We start from the raw sequence: 18231 nt of genomic DNA on the forward strand, positions 1-18231 counted from the left end.
TCACGACCGAGAGTTCCGAGTCGTCGCGTCTCAATCCTGACGCTTCGCCGTGATCACCGCGCCGGGCTGGCGAATCTCTGCCGCCGTCACCTTGCCGGTTTCATCTGCGACAAAATGCATGCTGACGATCTGCGCCTGTTTCAGCGTGAAGTCGCCGCTGAGCGACGGCACCAGATCATAAGCCGGCTGGCCGGGAATCATCATGCTCAGGGCGTTGCCCTTCAGGCTGATCGTCACCGGCGCGCCCGGCAGCCTGTAGGTGCCGGAAAAGCGCTTGAGGTATTCGGCTTCGTACAATCGCGCGTCGGGCCGTTTCGTAAAGACGATCTCTTTGACCGCTGCCTCAAACGGCACCGCTACCCTGGCCACGTAACCGTCGGCATCAGTCTGAAACGTGTACTTCATGTTTTCGAACGTCGGATCCGCCGCCTTCAACCCGCTGAAGGTTTCGTAATGCCAATGCTCAAGCGGCGTGCGGATGCCATTGAAAGTCGCCTCCAACTTGCCATCCTGCATGGTCACTTTGAGCGAGCCGTAGCCGGGATGCTCGTACTCGCCGACATAGGCATCAAGCTTATGCGCCGGTTGCGTCCCCTGCACGCGCGTCACCTGCTTCTTCTTCTCGCCTTCTTTCTGCAACGCGTCTGACGCCGCCCGCACCGCCGCCGCCTGGGCAATCCAGTCGACCGGCTCGATCTTCAGCAAGCGGTCGGCGAGGACGTTGACGATCAGATCGCGCAACGGTGTGCCGTTCATATTCGTCAGCACCACGACGCCAAGGCCGTCCTGCGGGAAAAGCGTGACGTTCGCCGAAAAGCCATCGATGTTGCCGCCATGCTCGACGCGGCGGTGGCCGCGATAGGTGTTCACAAACCAGCCCATGCCATAATCCGCCGGCGAAACGTCCGGTCGCCCGATGGTCGCGCCCGTCGTCATGTGCGCCAGGTGCATATCTTCGACGGTCGCGGCATTGGCAATCCGCTTGTCGCCATACTTGCCGCCATTGAGATGAGCAATCACCCAGCGGCTCATCTCGTTCACGCTGGAGTTGATCGAGCCGGCAGGCCCAAGGTTGGTGATCGGGCGAAACGGCATGCGCTCGACCTTCTTGTCATTCAAGCGATAAGGCAGCGCCGCGTCCGCTTCTTTCTGCGAATCATTCACCGAAAAGTTCGTCCGCGTCATGCCGAGCGGCAGAAGGATGCGCTCGCGCACCGCCTCTTCCCAGGTCTTGCCGGTGACGACTTCGGTGAGATAGCCGGCGGTCAAAAACATCAGGTTGTTGTACTGAAATTTCTCGCGCAGGTCGGCGCTCGGCTCAAGGTAAGGCAGGCGCTCGACCAGCGATTTGCGGCTGGCATCGTAGTTGTTGTACCAGACCAGATCGTGTCGCGGCAGCCCCGAGCGGTGCGTCACCAAGTCGCGCACCGATAGGCGCTCGGTCGCAATCGGGTCATAGAGCTTAAACGACGGGATGTAGCTGCGCACGGGCTTGTCCCATTCGAGCTTGCCTTCGTCAACCAGCGTGCCGAGCACGAACGTCGTGAAGGCTTTCGTGGACGAGCCGATGGCGAACAGCGTATCGGCGGTTACCGGCAGTTGCTTTTCGACATCGCGGTAACCGAAGCCTTTGGCATAGACCACCTCATTGTATTTGACGATGGCGATGGCCATGCCCGGCACGTCGAGCTTCTTCATCGCGTCGGCAACGACTTCGTCGAAACCTTTGAGCGCTTCTTGCGTGGTCGCCGTCGGGCTCGCCTTGCGCTCAAGGACGAAGGGGATGTTCGCGCCGCCTTGCGTAAAGGTGCCGTTGATCTTCGCGCCATCGGCGGAGAGCGTGCCTTTGAAGCTGGGGTCACCCGGCACGCCGCTGATCTTGAAAGCGATGTCCGTGTTGGTTTGCGAAACGTCGGAAAGCGGTATATCTTTCGCGTTCTGCGCCGGGATCGAGATGGTGGCGCTGAGACCGCCGCCGGCTTTGGCCGCGAAATCAACCGACATGGCCAGCGGCGTTCCCGGAACTTGAATCGCGCCTTCCCAGTGGCCGATAAACTTTGCGTCCTGCGCGCCGGCGGCCCTTAGCGGCGCGGCGGCGACACCAATCGCCAGCATCAGCAAGCAGAGCTTGTGTGTAAGAGTTCGTCTATGCATTCTCGCTACTCCTTTTGAATACGGAAACCTGAGGACGTTGGATAGCCTACCACCTAAAAACTTAAACCGCCAAGACGCCAAGGACGCAAAGAGGAGACGAATACTCCTATTCTCTCTTGGCGGTCTTGGCGTCTTGGCGGTTTAAGTTCTGCTGGTTTATTTGCCCGGCTCGACCATGTCTGAGCGCAGGAACTGGTCGAGCAGCTCGGCGTACTTGGCGCTGCGCTCGGCGATCTCTTCTTCGGTGGCGGAGAGTTCTTTGCGGGCCTGGAAAAAGTCGTCGGCGATCTGCAAGGCGGCAAGGATCGCGACGCGCAGCGAATCCACGGTCATCGTCGCGCGAGCGATCTCGTTCATGCGCCGGTCAACGTATTCGGCGAGGTCTTGAATATAACCGTGGTCGTGATCGCTGCGCAGATTGTAGGTCTGGTTGTAGATGACGACCTTGTAGGGTTGGCTCGGATTGTTGTCCATACTTTTCGGCGCTGCTCCGAGTTACGAGTTCGGCGTTGTCGCGTGTGCGACGGCAACGCGCAACGCCAGTCGCGCAAGCGCTGACCAGCGTCGCCTCACTTCTTTGCGGTCTCCAGCGCTTCGAGGTCGAGCACCGCGATGGCGTCCAGCATCGCTTCGACCTTGAGCTTGATCGTGTCGCGCTCGTTCAGCAAGCGCTCGACCTGCAATGACAGCCGCTCTTTCTCGTCGCCCATCTGGCTCAATTCGCGGCGCAAGCTTAAGACTTCGCGTTCGAGCGCCTCGCGCTCCGAGCGCTCGCGCTTGAACTGCTCGATGGTGCGATAGATCTTGTCCTCAAGGTGTGAGAACTTTTCCAGCCCGTATATTCCGCTCACTCAGCCTCCTGATTGCGGATTGCGGATTGCGGATTGCGGAATTCACTTCCGATAATCTCGTGTTTGATTGCGAATCGCAGGTCGCGAATCATTGATTCACTTATTCAATAATCCGCAATCCGCAATCCGCAATCCGCAATCATCTCAACTGTGCGCCGAAGCGACTGACCATCAACTCGCGGACGCGCTCGTGCATCGCGGCGACCTCTTCGTCGGTCAAGGTGCGGCCCGCGCTGCGATAGGTGACGCGAAACGCCAGCGACCGCATGCCTTCCGGCATTCCCTTCCCGGCGTAGACGTCAAAGACCCGCAGCTCGACGATCTCAGGAATGCCCAGCTCTTTGATTGCTCGCTCGATCTCAGCCCACATCAGCGTGTCGGCCACCATCAGCGACACATCGCGCGCCGCTGCCGGCAGGCGCGGCAGGGCGCTATAACGCACCTCGGCGGCGGGCAATTCAAGCAGCCTGGCGAACTCGATCTCGCCGACATAAACCGGCTGGCGGAACTTGAAGACCTGAGCGATGCGCGGATGCAGTCGCCCGTAACGCGCTACCTCTTCGCCATCGCGTATCAACACCGCCGACTGCCCGGGATGCAGGTATTCTACACCGGCGCGCTCAATTGTAAAGCCTGAGACGTTCAGGCTGCCCATGACCGCTTCGACCGCGCCCGCCAGGTCATAAAAATCTATCTGCCGCGCGCCGCGCCAGTCGTCGGCCTGCGCCGCGCCGCTCATCATCAGGCCCAAAAGCTCGCGCTCCCGCGGCCGCGGGTCATTCTTTGTCGCCTCGAATACACGGCCTAATTCAAAGAGCTTGACGTCGCGGCGGCCTTGATTGAAGTTGTGCTGCGCGGATTCGAGCAAGCCTGTGACCAGCGCAGCGCGCATCTCGCTCTGATTGACGTCAATCGGGTTGGCGAGCACGGCGGGCGCTGCGGCGCCGCGCCGAAACAGCGCATCGCGCTCGCTGTTGACGAAGCTGAAGGTATAGGCTTCGTCAAAGCCGATGGTCGTCAGGGCCCGGCGTGTCGCGCGGCGGCGATCTTCGTCCGGCAGAAATTGTCCCGTGCCGCTCCACGCCGGCAGCGTCGTGGCGACCAGGTCATAACCGGTGTGGCGCGCCACCTCTTCGACCAGGTCTTCTTCGCGATGAATGTCAACGCGGAACGACGGCGCGATGGCCGTAAGCGTCCGCGTTTCGTCGTTCACCTCAACCTGAAATTCGAGGGCGCGCAGGATTTCAGCGGCCCGCGCAATCGGCACCTTCAAGCCGGTCAGCCGCTCGATGCGCGCCTCGCGCAGCGCCACCGAATCGCGGCTCACTGGCGCCGGATAAACGTCGATCACGCCCTTGAGAATCCGCCCGCCGGCGACCTCAACAATCAGCTCGGCGACGCGGTCGGCGGCCCGCACCTGCGCGCCGAAATCAGTGCCGCGCGCGAAACGGTAACTGGCTTCGGTGTCCATGCCGAGCGCCTTCGCGGTGTGACGGATCGAAGCCGGGTTGAAGTAGGCGCTCTCGATCAACACGTCGGTCGTGCTATCGGTAATCTCGGTCTCTTCGCCGCCCATCACGCCGGCGATGGCGACCGCATGGTCGGCGTCGGCGATAATCAGGTGATCGGCGGCCAGCTCACGCGTGAAGCCGTCGAGCGTGGTGATCTGCTCGCCGCTGGCCGGGCGGCGCACGATAATCTTTTTGCCATGCAGGAGGTTCAAGTCAAAGGCATGCGTCGGCTGGCCCATCTCGAACATCACGTAGTTGCTGACGTCTGCGACGTTGTTGACCGTGCGCTGCCCGATGGCTTCCAGGCGATCAACCAGCCACTTCGGCGACGGCCCGACCTGGATGCCGCGAACGACGCGCGCCGCGTAGCGCGGGCACAGCTCCGGGTCGTGAATCTCGATTGCGGCGGCTGCGTCAACGGCCTCGTCGCTTTCTGTGAGCTGTGCGACTCGCGGCTTCAGACTGGTGCCGCAAATGATCGCCGCCTCGCGCGCCACGCCCAGATGTGATAGCGCGTCCGGGCGGTTCGAGGTCAGATCGACATCGAGCAAATGATCGTCGCCATGACGCTCAATCGATTCGACGGCGAGCCCCACCATCGTCAGGCGCTCGGCCAGCTCTTGCGGCTTCAAGGTGATCTCGGCCAGCTCGCTCAGCCAGGTGTAACTGATCTTCATTTGATTCGATAACCCTCTTCTTCGTTATTGAAAATCCAGCCGACGACTTCGCCGATGCGAATCTCTTCGCTGCGGTAGGCTTCCATCGTGATGGCGGCAGAACCGCGGCGGTGGATGCTCTGCGCCGAGCGCAGCATCTTGCGGAAGCGCGCCTGCCAGCACTCGACATTTCGCGGGCGAAGATCGATCCAGCCGCGCACCGCCCACTCATTGATCGCCTCGTCGCTTACCGGCAAGCTCGGCTGTCCGGCGTACTCCGGCACGTTGACCCGCGGGCCGCGCAGCAGGCGGTTGCCTTCGGGCGGCAGCACCGGCACGCCAATCGAGATGATCGTGTTGCGCAGATCGTGATTGCGTTGCAGGTAACGCCACAAGGTCTCTGACACATCCTCCGGCGGCGCTTCGACGACCGCCTGCAAAGTGTGGTACTTCACTTTCAGCAAGTGCGCCTCGTAGAGCAGCTTGGTCAGCTTCGGCGGCCCAAGGTCGCCGGTCGCTATCGAATTCGAGTTCGTCTCATGTTCGAGCCGGCGCAAGGCTTCGATAGCCGAGCCGCGCAGGTAGCCGGCGCGGTAGCTCGGCACCATGATGGCTGAATCAATGGCCGCGATCACGTCAACGCCGGTGTTGCTGCCTTTGATTTCGAGCACGACGTTGTGGGCGATCTCTTCGGGGGTGACGAATTCCATCTGGTTGATTGACGTGACCGCCTCGAACTCGCCGCGCGCGAAAAAGCCGTTCTCGCCCGTGTCGACGCCGACCATCTCCAGCTCGCCGAGCGCCTTGAAACTGTCCTTCGGCAAGGCGAGCCGCAACTCGCCATTGAGCGCTTGCGAGCGCGGCGCGTAGGCGACAACAGGCGAATGCGTGCGGCGGTCTCTGAGCGATTGGTAACTGACTTTCTTATAGCCGATCATCGCCGCCGGCTTGATCTCTTTGACGATGGGGCCGCCCGGCGTGCGCGCCATCAAGAACATCAACCCGGTGTGCGCAAAGCCCACAGCGGTCTTCGACATCAGCTTGGCCGAGGGCTTGTCTTCGCCGTGCGTATACGGAATGTTCAAGCCCATGCCGCCGGTGCCGGTCGTGCCGATCTTAACGTAGAGCCGCGTGGCGACTTCGACCATGGCGCGGTAGAGCAACTGCGTGTGGCGGATCAACTGCGGGATCGATTGCGATACGAGCAGCGATTCGAAGGTATGCTCAAGCTGCTTGCGGTTCTCCCATATCTGCTTGAGGTCGCGCTCTTCGATGCGCGCTTCGATGAAGTCGAGCGTCTTGCGGACTTCGATGGAGTTCGTATAAACGTCCTGATAGCTGATCCCTGAGGCGGTGTTGACACAATCGATCAACACATCGGGCCGCTGCTCGCGCATCACCTGGACCAGCATCGAGCGCTCGTAGGCGTCGTCGAGCGGCCCGAACAGGTCGTCATACAGGGCACGGCGGCGGCGCGCGCTCTTCAGCAAATCGTTGCGGTCGGCGCGGGCGAATTCGACACGCACAAACATATTGCCCCAGGCTTCGGCGAACTGCACGGCGGAAAATTCTTTGCGTAATTCGTGGATGAGGTCGCGCACCTCTTTCTGATAGAGCGAGGCGATGACGATCTTTTCGGGGCGCAGGTCGCGCGCCACCTGACGGGCGACCTGCGTGCCGACGAGGCCGGCGCCGCCGAGGATGAGAACGGTTTTGTCCAGAGCTTGAGTTGGCGTGTTGGGCATAAGATGGGTTCCCGGTTCCTGTTTCCGGTTTCTGGTTTCTGGTTGGCGTAGAATCTTCAATCGCGGAGCACGAAGAACCAGGAACCGCCAGCGGGCGAAGCCCATCTCCAGCTAAGGGAACCAGAAACCAGAAACCAATCTTCTTATGCGAACTGTTCGAGGAAGCGCACGTCGTTCTCAAACAGCAGACGGATGTCGTCTATGCCGAACATCAGCGCCGCCATGCGATCAATCCCCAGGCCGAAGGCGAAGCCGGTGAACTCTTCGGTGTCGATGCCAACGGCTTCCAGCACATTCGGATGCACCATGCCGCAGCCGCCGAGCTCGATCCAGCCCGAGCCTTTGCAGACGCGACAGCCCGCGCCATCGCAGACGTAACAACTGAAGTCCACTTCCGCCGACGGTTCGGTGAATGGAAAGTATGACGGGCGGAAGCGCGTCCGCAGGTTCGCCCCGAACATCATCTCGACGAACTTTTGCAGCGTGCCTTTCAGATCGGCCAGGGTGATGCGGCGGTCTACGTTCAGCCCCTCGACCTGAAAGAACATCGGGTTGTGCGTCGCATCGGGGGTGTCGCGGCGAAAGACGCGGCCCGGCGCAATCACCCGCAGCGGCGGGCGCTGTTTCTGCATGGCGTGAATCTGAATCGTCGAGGTCTGCGAGCGCAAGGCCAGCTCCGGCGTGATGTAAAACGTGTCGGCCGAATCGCGCGCCGGGTGACCCGCGGGGATGTTCAGCGCGTCGAAGTTGTAGAAGCTGGTTTCGATCTCCGGCCCGTCCTGGATGGCGTAGCCCATCGCCACAAAGACATCTTCGATCTTCTGGCGCACCAGGGTGATCGGGTGCAGGTGGCCGCGGCGCGGGCGCGTGCCCGGTAGCGTCACATCGATCTTTTCGCGTTCGAGGGCACGGGCCTCGGCCGCCGCGGCGAAGCGCTCGTTGAGCTTTGTAATCTCGGCCTCGACTTCGTTGTTGAGCAGATTGACCTGCTGGCCGAAGGCGGCGCGCTCGTCGGGCGCCAGCCCACCGACGCGCTTCTTCTCGGCGGCGATCAACCCCGCCTTGCGCCCGAGGTACTTGTCGCGCAGGGCGCTCAACTGGTCAGCGCCGCTGACGGCTTTCAAGTCGGCAAGGAACTGCTCGCGTAGCTGGCTGAGTTTTTCGTCCATAACCCCAAAAACGACGAACGATGAATGACGCGGGCTGAATCAGCAGAGTGCCCGATTCACCTCGCGTCACTCATCGTTCCCGATTCGACCTTGAGCGATCAGGCCGCGGTCTTTGCCGCTGACTCGATGGCCTGCTTGACGCGCCCGGTGATTTCCGTAAACGACGCCGGCTCGTTGACCGCGATGTCGGCCAGCACCTTGCGGTCGAGGTTGATGTCGGCGAGTTTCAGGCCGTGCATAAACTGGCTGTAGCTCAAGCCGTTGGCGCGCGCCGCCGCACCGATGCGGACGATCCACAGCGAGCGGAATTCGCGCTTCTTGAGCTTGCGGCCCGTGAAGGCAAAATTCAGCGAGCGCTCGACCTGCTCTTTCGCGTGGCGATAAAGCTTGCTCTTGGTGCCGCGATAGCCGCGGGCCAATTTTAAAATACCCTTACGTTTTTGTAGTCTCTTGTTTCCGCGTTTTGCGCGTGGCATAAGTCCCTCCTGATCGGGTGTCGGGCGCCCGGCGTCGGGGGTTAGGTCTTGGTCAGCAACATGCTCGGCTCACCGACACCCCGCACCCGACGCCGGGCACCCATTTGAATTTCTAGCCGCGGCCATAAGGCAGCATGCGCTTGACCAACGGCGCGTCAGCCGGGGCAACCGTGCCGTCGATGTCGAGCAGCCGTTTGCGCTTGGCCGTCTTGCTGGTCAAGATGTGGCGGGCGTGCGAATGGCCACGCTTGACCTTGCCCTTCGCGGTTAAGCGGAAGCGTTTGGCCGCCCCCTTGTGCGTTTTTAGTTTTGGCATTATTCCTCCTGATTCTTAAAAGCTCATTTAGCCTTCTTCGGCTGGAAGATGATAGACATATTCATGCCTTCGAGTCGCGGGCGCGCTTCGACGGTGCCGAACTCCGACAGGTCTTTTTCGAGCCGCTGAAGCAGCTCGCCGCCGAGCTCTTTGTGGGTGATCTCGCGCCCGCGAAAATGCACAGTGGCTTTGACCTTGTCGCCGTCTTTGAGCATGCGCGCCGCGTTGTTCTTCTTGAAGGCGTAATCGTGCTCGTCTGTGCCTGGGCGAAACTTGATCTCCTTGACGGTGATAAAAGTCTGCTTGGCCTTGGCCTCTTTCTGCTTCTTCTTTTGCTCGTACTGCCACTTGCCGAAGTTGATGATGCGGCAAACCGGCGGCTGCGCCTGCGGCGCGACCTCGACGAGATCGAGCCCCTTGCCGCGAGCAAGCTCTAGCGCCTGCCGCGGCGCCATGACGCCGAGTTGTGAACCGTCTTCGTCAATCACGCGAATCTCTGGCACACGAATTCTCTCGTTGATGCGAACCGTGGGGCCGCGATCGCGCCGGTCACGAAAATTCCTTCTTCCTTGAAAGCTGCTAATAGTCGCTCCTCCTGAACCGTGAATGGCGGTTCCCTTCGACAACGTCTAGACGCATGGCGTTAGCGCACTCAGCCGCCTGCGTCATGAAAGGCTGCATCAGATCGCCCGGCGCGCCGCTCTCGAAATCCATGCGCATGCCGGGGCTGGCCGGCGCGTCTGTGTGACAGCGCCCGGCAAGCCGATTTGATTCAGTCCCGTGCGAACAACGTTCTGGCGTAATGGCCACGCTGGTCAGATCTTACGTCAGCGCCCCTGGCATCAGGCCGGCTATCAAGGAGCCGGCGGTCGTGCGAATCGCCAGAGGACTTCAGGAGCTGACGCAAAATAATGAAGCTCAGGCTCTCTCTATCAGTGAGCCGCCGAGCGATCATCAGCGATTGCGGACATGCGCCGCAGCGCCTACCGTGTCAAAACCCGAAGACGAATGATAGCCTGCGCTTACCTGTATTGGCAAGCCTTTGCCGCGCTGTTTGCCGGCCTGGCATCGGCTAAGGGCCGGCAGTCGGCGCCCGCCGGGCGGCTTCAATTGGTGACCCCGGCGCGGGCCAGCACGATGCCCGCCCAGACGGCGACAAAACCGAGCACCAGGCTAAAGATGACGTAGAGCAGGCTGCTTAATCGGCTGCCGATTTCCAGCAGCTTGAAGGTCTCGTACTCGAAAGTCGAGAAGGTCGTGTAAGCGCCGACGAAGCCGACGGCGACGGCCAGCCGCCAGTGCGGGTGCAGGTTGATGCGCTCAGTCACCAGCGTCAGAAAGAAGCCGACAATAAACGAGCCCGTCACATTGATGATGAGCGTACCGAGAGGGAAGCGGGACGGAAATCGCTCGCTCACCAGGCCGCCGAGCCAGAAGCGCGCCATTGCCCCGAGCGCGCCGCCTAAAGCCACCGCAAGATATTTGCCCAATCTCTTATCCTCTGATCGCTTCAGCACACCGGAATGAAACCCGCTTCAGACTCTAGCACAAAGTCAATGGCCGTAGTGACTCTGCGGCTGCCGAGCCGGCGATTGCTTTTACTGTGAAAGATCGCACTTGCGCGGCTGGGCCGCTTAACGAATCACCTCCGCGAAGGGCATGTCTGAGAGTGCTTCTTCAGCCGACTTTTGGCCGCTTGCCACCCGGATCAACGGCTCAGAAAACAAGGTGATTAGATAGGCCGTCATGGGAACCAACTCCCGCACGATCTGATCGCCGGCGTCAGGGTAGTCATCCGGCAGCAAGGCGTTATGTTTATAAAATAGCTGGCCGGGATTATCGAGCAGGCCGAAGCCGCCGAGGGGCAGCTTCGCGTTCAGCCTCACCAGGAGCCGGTTTAATGCCATGCCATGCGCTTCGGCAATCTGGTCAGCCAACGAGACAAAGGATTGAAGGATGCTCACCCGCTCCAGGTCACTTTCAAGCCCCGGCAGGAACGACAGCTCTAGAAGCCAGACGCGATTCGCTTCTTCAAACGACTCCAGTCGGACGAGCAAGGTGTCGTAGGGCACGCCGTCGCCAGCCGCTCGCAAACGGGTCTGGTAGGCTTGCTGCGACAGCAGCTCGCCGAAACGCTCAAGCGCGGCTCTATGCTCCTGGCTTGTCAGTGACATCGCGCGCTCCTTTGATAAGCGGCTCAGGCGTCTAGTTATCTAATGCCTTGGCGATCTTATCAGGCGTCGGCTGGACCGGCTTCGATGACCAATCGAACTTGAGCCCCATGCTTTCAATCAATTCCATGATTTGCAGGAGATTATTCCTTTCAGGGATCATGATCTTTTCCTTCTTGATAAATTTCTGGACATCGGCTTTGAGGCGCGCCTGGGTCAACTCTTTGGGCAAGACAGCAAACGTCCTGTGATAACCATAGGCGTCAGAGAGCTGACTGGAGGCTTGCAGCAGCAGGCTATTTCGGTCGGCTTGTGCTGTATCGTACAGGCCATGGGCCATTTCGTTGATGTAGTTTGCATAGAAATGACCAGCGTCCTTGAACTTGTGCGCCTTCAGCTCCCGCTCTAGCGGATCAGGCCCCAGCCGCTCCCGCTCGACCTTTCCGGCGGATTCCCAAAACCAGTGATCCTTCTTTACCTTGGCGACGTCCGCTTCCCATTTCTTCCTTTCATCTTCAATTCCGAATACTTTTATGGCGATCTCTTTTTTCCTCTTTCGCTTATCCAACCACCTATTGATAGCGAATATCCCGCCTACTATCGCCCCGGCAGTTAATAAGAGCCAGCCAATCGGCGTCGCCGTCGAAGCGAGCAGCAAAGCGCCGCCGGCAACACTCAGCGCGCCTTTAAGCCCTGTCCCGATGGCACTGGTTTTCCGGTTTGCCTGCGTGCTGGCCGCTTGCGCAACCGCTTTCTTGGTATCCTCTTGAAGGGCTCTATCCTTTTCGAGTTTCTTTAACCGTTCGACGTTACTGGCCGCTTTAAAATAACCGAGCGTGCCTCTGACAATGTCCACCGCGCCGGTTGCGACGGCCAGCCCTCCGGTCGCCGACTGCGCGCCGAGAGCAAGGAGATCATTGCCGGTCGCGTTTGCGATGTGGTAGGCAGAAGTTGCCGATTGCTGCGCCGCGCCTAATGTGCCGCTGAGGCCCGCACTGAAACCAAGCCCCCGCTGCGCTCTTGTATTGGCCGAATCGAACCCTTCGCTAAAGCCCTTTTTGGCATCCATGAGCGAAGACAGGGCTCCCAGGCCACTGCTTGCCGCGCCGATGGATGACAGTATTTTTCCGGTTTCTGACGCCACCGGCGTACTGTCGCTGAAAATGGCTTTCGTCCGGTCCCAGGAGCCAGTGAAAAATGTTTTCGTCCGGTCCCAGACATTACCACTGAACGTCAGTTTACCCATTCCGGAGATGACGCTCGCCTTGTCGGCGATGGTTTTTCCGACAGCCGAGCCCGTGCCTAACGTCAGCAGCCCATAGTTGAGGAGGTCTGTCTTGGTGTCGTAGTTATAGTTCTCCCGCTGCCCGCCATATTTTTCATGTTCGGGGGCAGGGCCGCTTTGATAGATGCCCCGCGCTTCGTCGAGGGAAAAATTCGCCACCCGCTTCCCGACCGAATAGAGCGGATTGCCGATGCCGAAGGCGAGCCCTCTCAAGAAGCCTTTCGCAAGCCCATAGACGCTGCCGAGCAATCCGCTGCCGCCGGCCACCAGCCCCGACAAGACGGCTCGGATGATGCCGGGGTTATCTCCCGCCAGAGAGTTATAAACCTGGCTGGTTGCTTTCTTACCGCTCTCCCAGGATTGCACGAATGGCTGAAGAACAGGCGCGAGACCCACCATCGCGACCTTTAATGGCTTGGACATCATCTTCCAGGACATTCGATCTTCTTCAATGGCGTCGGCCACACTGCGCTGAATGACAAGACTCGGCGCCCGCTGCGCCGACAAGCGACGATTGCCGGTCGCGCCGCCGCTCTGCTGCACAACGTGAGTCAATTCGTGAGCGATCAGTTCCTGACCTTTGCGGCTGTCTGGGTGGTAGTCGCCGCGCCTGAAGAACAGGTCCTGCCCGGTGGTGAACGCCTTTGCTTGCAGCGAGCGGTTGAGACGGTCTGACTCGCCATCCGCATGCACTCTGACACGGCTGAAATCCGCGCCGAAGGCTTGCTCCATCCGTGCGCGCAATTGTTCAGGCAATGGCTGGCCGCCGCCGCGGGCGCTCTCGATGCCACGCTCGACGCTCGCCCCGGCGCTGGTCACCGTGCCGACGCCGCGGCGCTGCACCGGCTTCTCTTCCTCGTCCTCCTTCTCCGGCATCTCCTGCCGCTGGACGAGCGGCGTGATCGAAGCGGCGAGCGGCTTTCTCTGAATCAATTTTTCTTCGTCTTCTTCCTTTGGCGATGGCTGGCGCTGGATGTGAGCCGCGGGCGGCTCGGATGTCTGCATGATCTGGGCGGCGACGCGGTCGGCTTCGCGCTCGTACGAGTCGTCTGCCGCGCCGACCGCGAGCTTGGCTTGTATGGTCAAACGGCTCGGCTGGTGAGGTGGCGAGCTTTGAGCAAGAATCCGGGCGACAGCACGATTGCCTGCGGTGCGCTGAAGCGCCAGGATGTCGCTGGCCGTTAGCTCGGACGCGGGAGTATTGATCGCCCGCGCCAGCGCCGCAGGAGAGTGGCCTTTCGCCGGCAGGCGACGCGAAGCGCGAGCGGCAACGGGCGGCTGGCGCGCGGTCGCGGAAGCTTTCTCGCTTGCGCGAGTCATGAGCTTGTTCGGCATGGCCTTACCTGTTTGCGTGAAGCGGTGAGCAGTTTGCGGCAGCTATATTCGGGCAGTCGGGTCAGCACATTAGAAAACGAATCGGCCCGGCCGGCGATGAATCTAACATGGTTGAATCTTATCCGCATCGCTTTTGCCTGCTCCAACACGAGTAAAGGTTGAGAGCACATTCCGGAAGGGCGGTTTAATGAGAATCCCAGTTATCCCTGATTTTGTCGTTTCGGTCATTACGGAATCTGGTGATCAAACCGCTTCTGCGATTGTTTTCTTCATCGAGCCGTCCAGCCATGTCCTGGAAAGTGATCCCGTCCCCCTCCCCGCCCAGATGGCGGTCTACATCGGCAGGCCGTCCAAATACACGGGGGTTACTGACGCTGTCTGCTCCATATCTTTCCGAAGTCACATGCACTGCGGAGGTTCCCGCGCCGTTTGGAATGAGTAGCTCCACGGCTTTGTCTGCGCTGTCAGTGGTTTTCAGAGCGTCGATTTTTCCCATGTCCAGGTTCCGTCTATATAGGGTCCAGTGGAGAGGTATATCGTTGAGCTTTGCAAGCTGCTTGACGTAAGGATTGGTGTCGAATTTATAGCCCGCCGTACTCAGCCAAAGGTCCTTACCCGGTTTTATCCAATCACTGATCTTCGCTTTCACCCTCGTCTTAAAATCAGATAGGCTTTCATTAAGCGGGGCCTTGAAGAATCGGCCGCCAGTACCTTGGACCCCCTTCGCTTTAAGATACCAGCGATAGGCGAGTTTTTCTTTTAACTCAGCCAGTCCGTTGTCGCTAAGAAGTCCTAATATCTTTTTGATCGTCGCAAGATACCCTTTCATATTGTCTCGATCTGCATAAAGGCCGCGACCGCTTGGCCATGCCGGATAGGTCGGCTGGGGCTTCGTATTTTCCGTATAAATCGGGCTCCAGAGATTCCAGATCTTCTTGTACTCTTTCGTACTGGTCTTCCAGCCCTTTTTAAGGTCAGGCACATCTTCCATTATTTCTATTCGTGGTTCCAAACCTTCAATGATGTTCGGTTGAATAAGCGGATCAATAAGGTCATAGTTTTCTTTTATCTCCTTTAAGGGAGTCGGGGCCACAAACTGCACGACGCTTGCCCGGTTGAGCGCCTGCCGTTGCACCAAGGGAGTCGCGGCGTTTCGCGATTCGCCGCCCGGAATCGCTTTCCTTTGCGACCTCTCATTCCCCTGTTGGATAGCCCGCCTACCCTGTTCATCCGCTTCCTGTTCCAACTTCTGATCATCATTAGCCGAGACCCCCTTTACCTGAATCGTCGGCCCCACTCTTCCCTGTTTCTGCTGGACGACATGCCATGCTTCGTGAGGAAGATGTCGTTCCTGCCCCGGCCCCAGGTGGATGTCCGTGCCCTGCGTGTAGGCCAGAGCCTGCACTTGCGCCGGTGCAGAGGAGTTGTGATGAACCTTGACATCGTCCAGCGAAATGCCGGACAGGTTCTCGATTCCCGTCTTGAGGCTATCGGGCAGGCCGGTCCGGTTTTCCTCTTTCCGGGCATTCTCAAACTTCCCCTGTAGAGGTTCCGCTGCCTCTTCGACCCGCCGTTGAATGGCATTCGTTGGGGTTGAAGACTGAGGTGGCAGCGCGTGAGACGGATTGACAATCTGCGAAACCACACTATCGGCTACTGGCTGGTGATGGTCGCTTGGTTCGCTAAACTGGTGCAGGGCCTGTGCCGACGACCGCTCGTCATTTTGGCCCATCAGTGCTCCGAGCATGCGCTGGACGGCGCGATTGCCGGCGGTGCGCTGGAGGGCGCGGATGTCGCTAGCCGATAGCTCGGACGCCGGGCCGCTCATCGCCCGCAAAAGTGCGGCAGCCGGGTGGACAGGTGTCGGCTGCCGGCGCGAAGCTTGAGCTTCAACCGCCGGCTTGCGGACCGCTGCCGAGCCTTTTTCGGCGGCATGAGTCGTCATCTTGTTTGCCATGGCCTTGCTCCTCTTTTATGAAGCAGCAACCTGCGGTTAGCGACGATGCGGTTCGCAGCGCGCTGGTCACACGGTCGGCTCGGCTTCACGGGCGCGGCCCGCGTCGTCGCCTTGCGTTTTTTCTTGTTCGAGCATTTCCTGTATGACCTGAATCGCGCCGCTGATGCGCAGCAAGGTCTCGCGCACGTAAGCGGTTTCGGATTCAAGCTCGCGCAGGCGCGCCTGCCCGGTCTCGTATTCTTTCTTCAATTCTTCAAGCCGGCGTTGCAGTTGGTCTTTCATAGTTTTCCTTTCCCAAATCGCATTTGCTTGCACCGAAGACGCTATTGGTCTTTTTCAAAACGGCAGCTCCAATATCGTTGCGTGGAAACGATCATTGTAATCCGTAAACATACGCGCAGCACCAGAAACAGGAGCTTTAAATGTAATTGTATGGTCTCCAGCAGGAAGACCAGGTTTCACTATAGCAATGGGTACAAATGATTTGTGAGATCCATTTTCATTTGCCCAGAACCGAACCTGATATACATTCACATTATCAATATCGATATCCATCCCTATCGTTCCATGATTAGGGTCAGGGTCGTCTTTCCATGCTGAGCCTGAAGCGAAAATGATTAAGGTTCCTCCACCTGACCTGAACGTGCCGCTTTTTGGCAGCGGCCCAACTGCATTAATCGGCTGAAAGACACCCCACTTCGGCGAGGATATGTTGCCGGTAACCTTCACACTGCCATTCACGGTCAATTTATCGGTAAGAGAATCAGTTGTCCCGATGCCGACGTTGCCGTCTGCCTTGATGTAGAGTCTTGATGCCAGAGCATTTCCACCATTGTTCCCCGTCGGCTTGGTGGAGAAATCAACATGGGCGCCAAAATTCCCATCATCGATAACCCGCAACCTGAAGTTGGGCCCTACATCCTGAGTGTAAGTCTGGGCATCAATTCTCGCCTCGGCGTTCTGCGTGCCTCCGCCATTGTGAAGCAGCAGTGTTGGGCCTACACTGCCACTCACATCACGCCGAATATGCAGAGTGCTGGCGGGCGAGTCCGTCCCGATGCCGACCTTGCCACTCGCGGAAAAGAGATTCAAATGGCCGTCAGCGTATTCATTCTGAATCGTTAAGTTTTTCTCATTGGCTGCCCTGTAGCCGATCCAGCCCTTGCGCCCGGTCTGGGAATAGCCGGCAGGATACCATTGCATGTAGACGTGATCGGTTCCCTCAAGGTTAAGCACGGGGGCATTGCCTCCGGCTCCGCCTGTGAATTTGAGGTGTAGTGCAACTTTCGGGTCCGGCGTCCCGATGCCGACATTGCCGCCTATTGTGGTTATATCCGCGACCAGCATTAATCGTCTTGTCCCGCCCTCGGTAATGCCGCCAAGGTGCATCCATGAGGGGCCGCCCTTCCTATCTTCCCACCTTCCTAACCAGCCCTCCGCATACACCCTGCCCTGCTCATTCGCAAACCACAAGCCGCCTCTGATAAAAGGATCACCTTTCACATCCAGCGCGCTCTGCGGGTCGGGGACGCCAATGCCGACCTTGCCGCTCGCGGAAAAGAGATTCAGGTGGCCGCCGGCGTACTCGTTCTTAATCGTCAGGCTTTTCTCATTGGCCGACTCATAGCCGATCCAGCCCTTCCGTCCTTCGGAAAAACCGGCAGGATACCATTGCATGTAGACGTGGTCGGTTCCCTCAAGGTTAAGGACGGCGGCATTGCCTCTTGCCCCGCCAGGGAATTTCAGGTGCAGCAGAACCTTCGGGTCCGTCGTCCCGATGCCGACTGATCCATATTGATTGATCGTCATTCGGGTGCGGTCGAGGATACCCTGATTATCCAAAATCTGGGCGCTACCCGGTGAGCCGGCGGTGACGAAACGGAGCTTTCCAAAGATGTCGCCGAAGATTAAAGCGCCGCCGCTGTTATTGCCATCGCCGCCAAAGCTCCATTTTGAAGCCCCGCCGACTCGGATTCTCGCGACATTAAACCCGGCATAAGCGGTTCCGTATTCGACGTCCGTAGCGCCTGCGCAAAAATCTTGATGGTCGCCGCCGGTCTTCAGGCGTAACGCGCCGTCCCTGGTCACCGGACGTAGCTCCACATCATTCCCATTGGCGCGCACGCTGGCGGCATTCCTTCGCGCGTCGTTATCCGCCTTCCCTTCTACGATCTGGGCCAGCACGACGTTGTCTGTGGCGCTGCTCTCCCATGAAAATGAGGCCGTGTCTATGAACCGAAGAGGCTTGTCAGGCATCTGCGGATACCGCTCGGTCACCTCTTCTTTCCACTTAATGACCAGGTAGCTGCCTTCCGTACTGGCCCCTGTGACCGTTGGTGCGCCGCCCCCCCACCATATCTCCTGTCCGCTCGCGTCTATGGCTAAGCCTTTGGTGACATCTTTGACCGCGCCCCCTGCATCCAGGCTGACCTCAAGCCCGCGCACCACGCCCCAGGTGTGCAATCCCAGGTTGTGATTCTGTCGCATCTGCCGGTGGTAGGTCTGCTCGTCCCTAAAATCTTTGTCGACCAGCATCATGCCCTGGAAGTAGTTGGGCCGCTTCTTATCAAAGTCACCTTGCTTCTCGTCCGCCATGACATTCTCC

The 18231-nt window shown here is 59.3% G+C and carries 16 protein-coding genes; 1 reads left to right on the forward strand and 15 read right to left on the reverse strand.

Features of this window, described 5'->3' with window-relative positions; genetic code table 11:
• Positions 1-30 precede the first annotated feature (30 nt).
• From VJ464_15435 to VJ464_15490, 12 genes are all read right to left on the reverse strand, one after another.
• Positions 31-2154, reverse strand: coding sequence for a serine hydrolase (locus VJ464_15435; GenBank protein ID HKQ06525.1), 2124 nt, complete (start codon positions 2152-2154; stop codon positions 31-33).
• 156 nt (positions 2155-2310) lie between these two features.
• Entirely contained in the window at positions 2311-2628 is a 318-nt protein-coding gene (locus VJ464_15440; protein ID HKQ06526.1) for a cell division protein ZapA, read from the reverse strand.
• 95 nt (positions 2629-2723) lie between these two features.
• Entirely contained in the window at positions 2724-3005 is a 282-nt protein-coding gene (locus VJ464_15445; GenBank protein HKQ06527.1) for a hypothetical protein, read from the reverse strand.
• 139 nt (positions 3006-3144) lie between these two features.
• The gene (gene pheT / locus VJ464_15450; protein HKQ06528.1) at positions 3145-5193 is read right to left on the reverse strand and encodes a phenylalanine--tRNA ligase subunit beta; all 2049 of its coding nucleotides are present in this window, start codon (positions 5191-5193) and stop codon (positions 3145-3147) included.
• Positions 5190-6917 (reverse strand): hypothetical protein, encoded by a 1728-nt coding sequence (locus VJ464_15455; GenBank protein ID HKQ06529.1) that lies wholly within the window; start codon positions 6915-6917, stop codon positions 5190-5192. The genes pheT and VJ464_15455 overlap by 4 nt, the downstream gene beginning before the upstream one ends.
• A 143-nt stretch (positions 6918-7060) precedes the next feature.
• The gene (gene pheS / locus VJ464_15460; GenBank protein HKQ06530.1) at positions 7061-8086 is read right to left on the reverse strand and encodes a phenylalanine--tRNA ligase subunit alpha; all 1026 of its coding nucleotides are present in this window, start codon (positions 8084-8086) and stop codon (positions 7061-7063) included.
• A gap of 98 nt (positions 8087-8184) precedes the next feature.
• Positions 8185-8562: a 50S ribosomal protein L20 gene (gene rplT, locus VJ464_15465; GenBank protein HKQ06531.1), complete on the reverse strand. Its 378-nt coding sequence runs from the start codon at positions 8560-8562 to the stop codon at positions 8185-8187.
• 112 nt (positions 8563-8674) lie between these two features.
• A complete protein-coding gene (rpmI, locus tag VJ464_15470) occupies positions 8675-8878 on the reverse strand; it encodes a 50S ribosomal protein L35 (GenBank protein ID HKQ06532.1) in 204 nt (67 codons plus the stop codon).
• A 23-nt stretch (positions 8879-8901) separates the two neighbouring features.
• Entirely contained in the window at positions 8902-9462 is a 561-nt protein-coding gene (infC, locus tag VJ464_15475) for a translation initiation factor IF-3 (GenBank protein HKQ06533.1), read from the reverse strand.
• A gap of 522 nt (positions 9463-9984) precedes the next feature.
• Positions 9985-10368 (reverse strand): fluoride efflux transporter CrcB, encoded by a 384-nt coding sequence (gene crcB, locus VJ464_15480; protein HKQ06534.1) that lies wholly within the window; start codon positions 10366-10368, stop codon positions 9985-9987.
• A gap of 144 nt (positions 10369-10512) precedes the next feature.
• Entirely contained in the window at positions 10513-11052 is a 540-nt protein-coding gene (locus VJ464_15485; GenBank protein ID HKQ06535.1) for a hypothetical protein, read from the reverse strand.
• A 31-nt stretch (positions 11053-11083) separates the two neighbouring features.
• Positions 11084-13210: a DUF4157 domain-containing protein gene (locus VJ464_15490; GenBank protein ID HKQ06536.1), complete on the reverse strand. Its 2127-nt coding sequence runs from the start codon at positions 13208-13210 to the stop codon at positions 11084-11086.
• Between the two features lie 99 nt (positions 13211-13309).
• On the opposite strand from VJ464_15490, the gene VJ464_15495 reads away from it, so the two are divergent.
• On the forward strand, positions 13310-13519 hold the full coding sequence (locus tag VJ464_15495) for a hypothetical protein (protein HKQ06537.1): 210 nt from the start codon (positions 13310-13312) through the stop codon (positions 13517-13519).
• A 334-nt stretch (positions 13520-13853) separates the two neighbouring features.
• Here VJ464_15495 and VJ464_15500 read toward each other — a convergent pair whose 3' ends face one another.
• The 3 genes from VJ464_15500 to VJ464_15510 form a co-directional block, all read right to left on the reverse strand.
• Positions 13854-15626, reverse strand: a complete 1773-nt coding sequence (locus VJ464_15500) for a DUF4157 domain-containing protein (protein ID HKQ06538.1) — start codon at positions 15624-15626, stop codon at positions 13854-13856.
• A 66-nt stretch (positions 15627-15692) separates the two neighbouring features.
• On the reverse strand, positions 15693-15908 hold the full coding sequence (locus VJ464_15505; protein HKQ06539.1) for a hypothetical protein: 216 nt from the start codon (positions 15906-15908) through the stop codon (positions 15693-15695).
• A gap of 54 nt (positions 15909-15962) precedes the next feature.
• Positions 15963-18221 carry a hypothetical protein gene (locus VJ464_15510; protein ID HKQ06540.1) on the reverse strand — a complete coding sequence of 753 codons (2259 nt, stop codon included), beginning with the start codon at positions 18219-18221 and terminating at the stop codon, positions 15963-15965.
• Between the last annotated feature and the right edge of the window lie 10 nt (positions 18222-18231).

The organism is Blastocatellia bacterium (assembly GCA_035275065.1).
Taxonomy (GTDB): Bacteria; Acidobacteriota; Blastocatellia; order UBA7656; family UBA7656; genus DATENM01.

Coding starts and splice junctions, on each gene's coding strand:
- VJ464_15505 (HKQ06539.1), bottom strand. CDS start 15,908: ATGAAAGACCAACTGCAACGCCGGCTTGAAGAATTGAAGAAAGAATAC.
- pheT (HKQ06528.1), bottom strand. CDS start 5,193: ATGAAGATCAGTTACACCTGGCTGAGCGAGCTGGCCGAGATCACCTTG.
- rpmI (HKQ06532.1), bottom strand. CDS start 8,878: ATGCCAAAACTAAAAACGCACAAGGGGGCGGCCAAACGCTTCCGCTTA.
- VJ464_15490 (HKQ06536.1), bottom strand. CDS start 13,210: ATGCCGGAGAAGGAGGACGAGGAAGAGAAGCCGGTGCAGCGCCGCGGC.
- rplT (HKQ06531.1), bottom strand. CDS start 8,562: ATGCCACGCGCAAAACGCGGAAACAAGAGACTACAAAAACGTAAGGGT.
- VJ464_15440 (HKQ06526.1), bottom strand. CDS start 2,628: ATGGACAACAATCCGAGCCAACCCTACAAGGTCGTCATCTACAACCAG.
- pheS (HKQ06530.1), bottom strand. CDS start 8,086: ATGGACGAAAAACTCAGCCAGCTACGCGAGCAGTTCCTTGCCGACTTG.
- VJ464_15510 (HKQ06540.1), bottom strand. CDS start 18,221: ATGGCGGACGAGAAGCAAGGTGACTTTGATAAGAAGCGGCCCAACTAC.
- VJ464_15500 (HKQ06538.1), bottom strand. CDS start 15,626: ATGGCAAACAAGATGACGACTCATGCCGCCGAAAAAGGCTCGGCAGCG.
- VJ464_15455 (HKQ06529.1), bottom strand. CDS start 6,917: ATGCCCAACACGCCAACTCAAGCTCTGGACAAAACCGTTCTCATCCTC.
- VJ464_15485 (HKQ06535.1), bottom strand. CDS start 11,052: ATGTCACTGACAAGCCAGGAGCATAGAGCCGCGCTTGAGCGTTTCGGC.
- VJ464_15435 (HKQ06525.1), bottom strand. CDS start 2,154: ATGCATAGACGAACTCTTACACACAAGCTCTGCTTGCTGATGCTGGCG.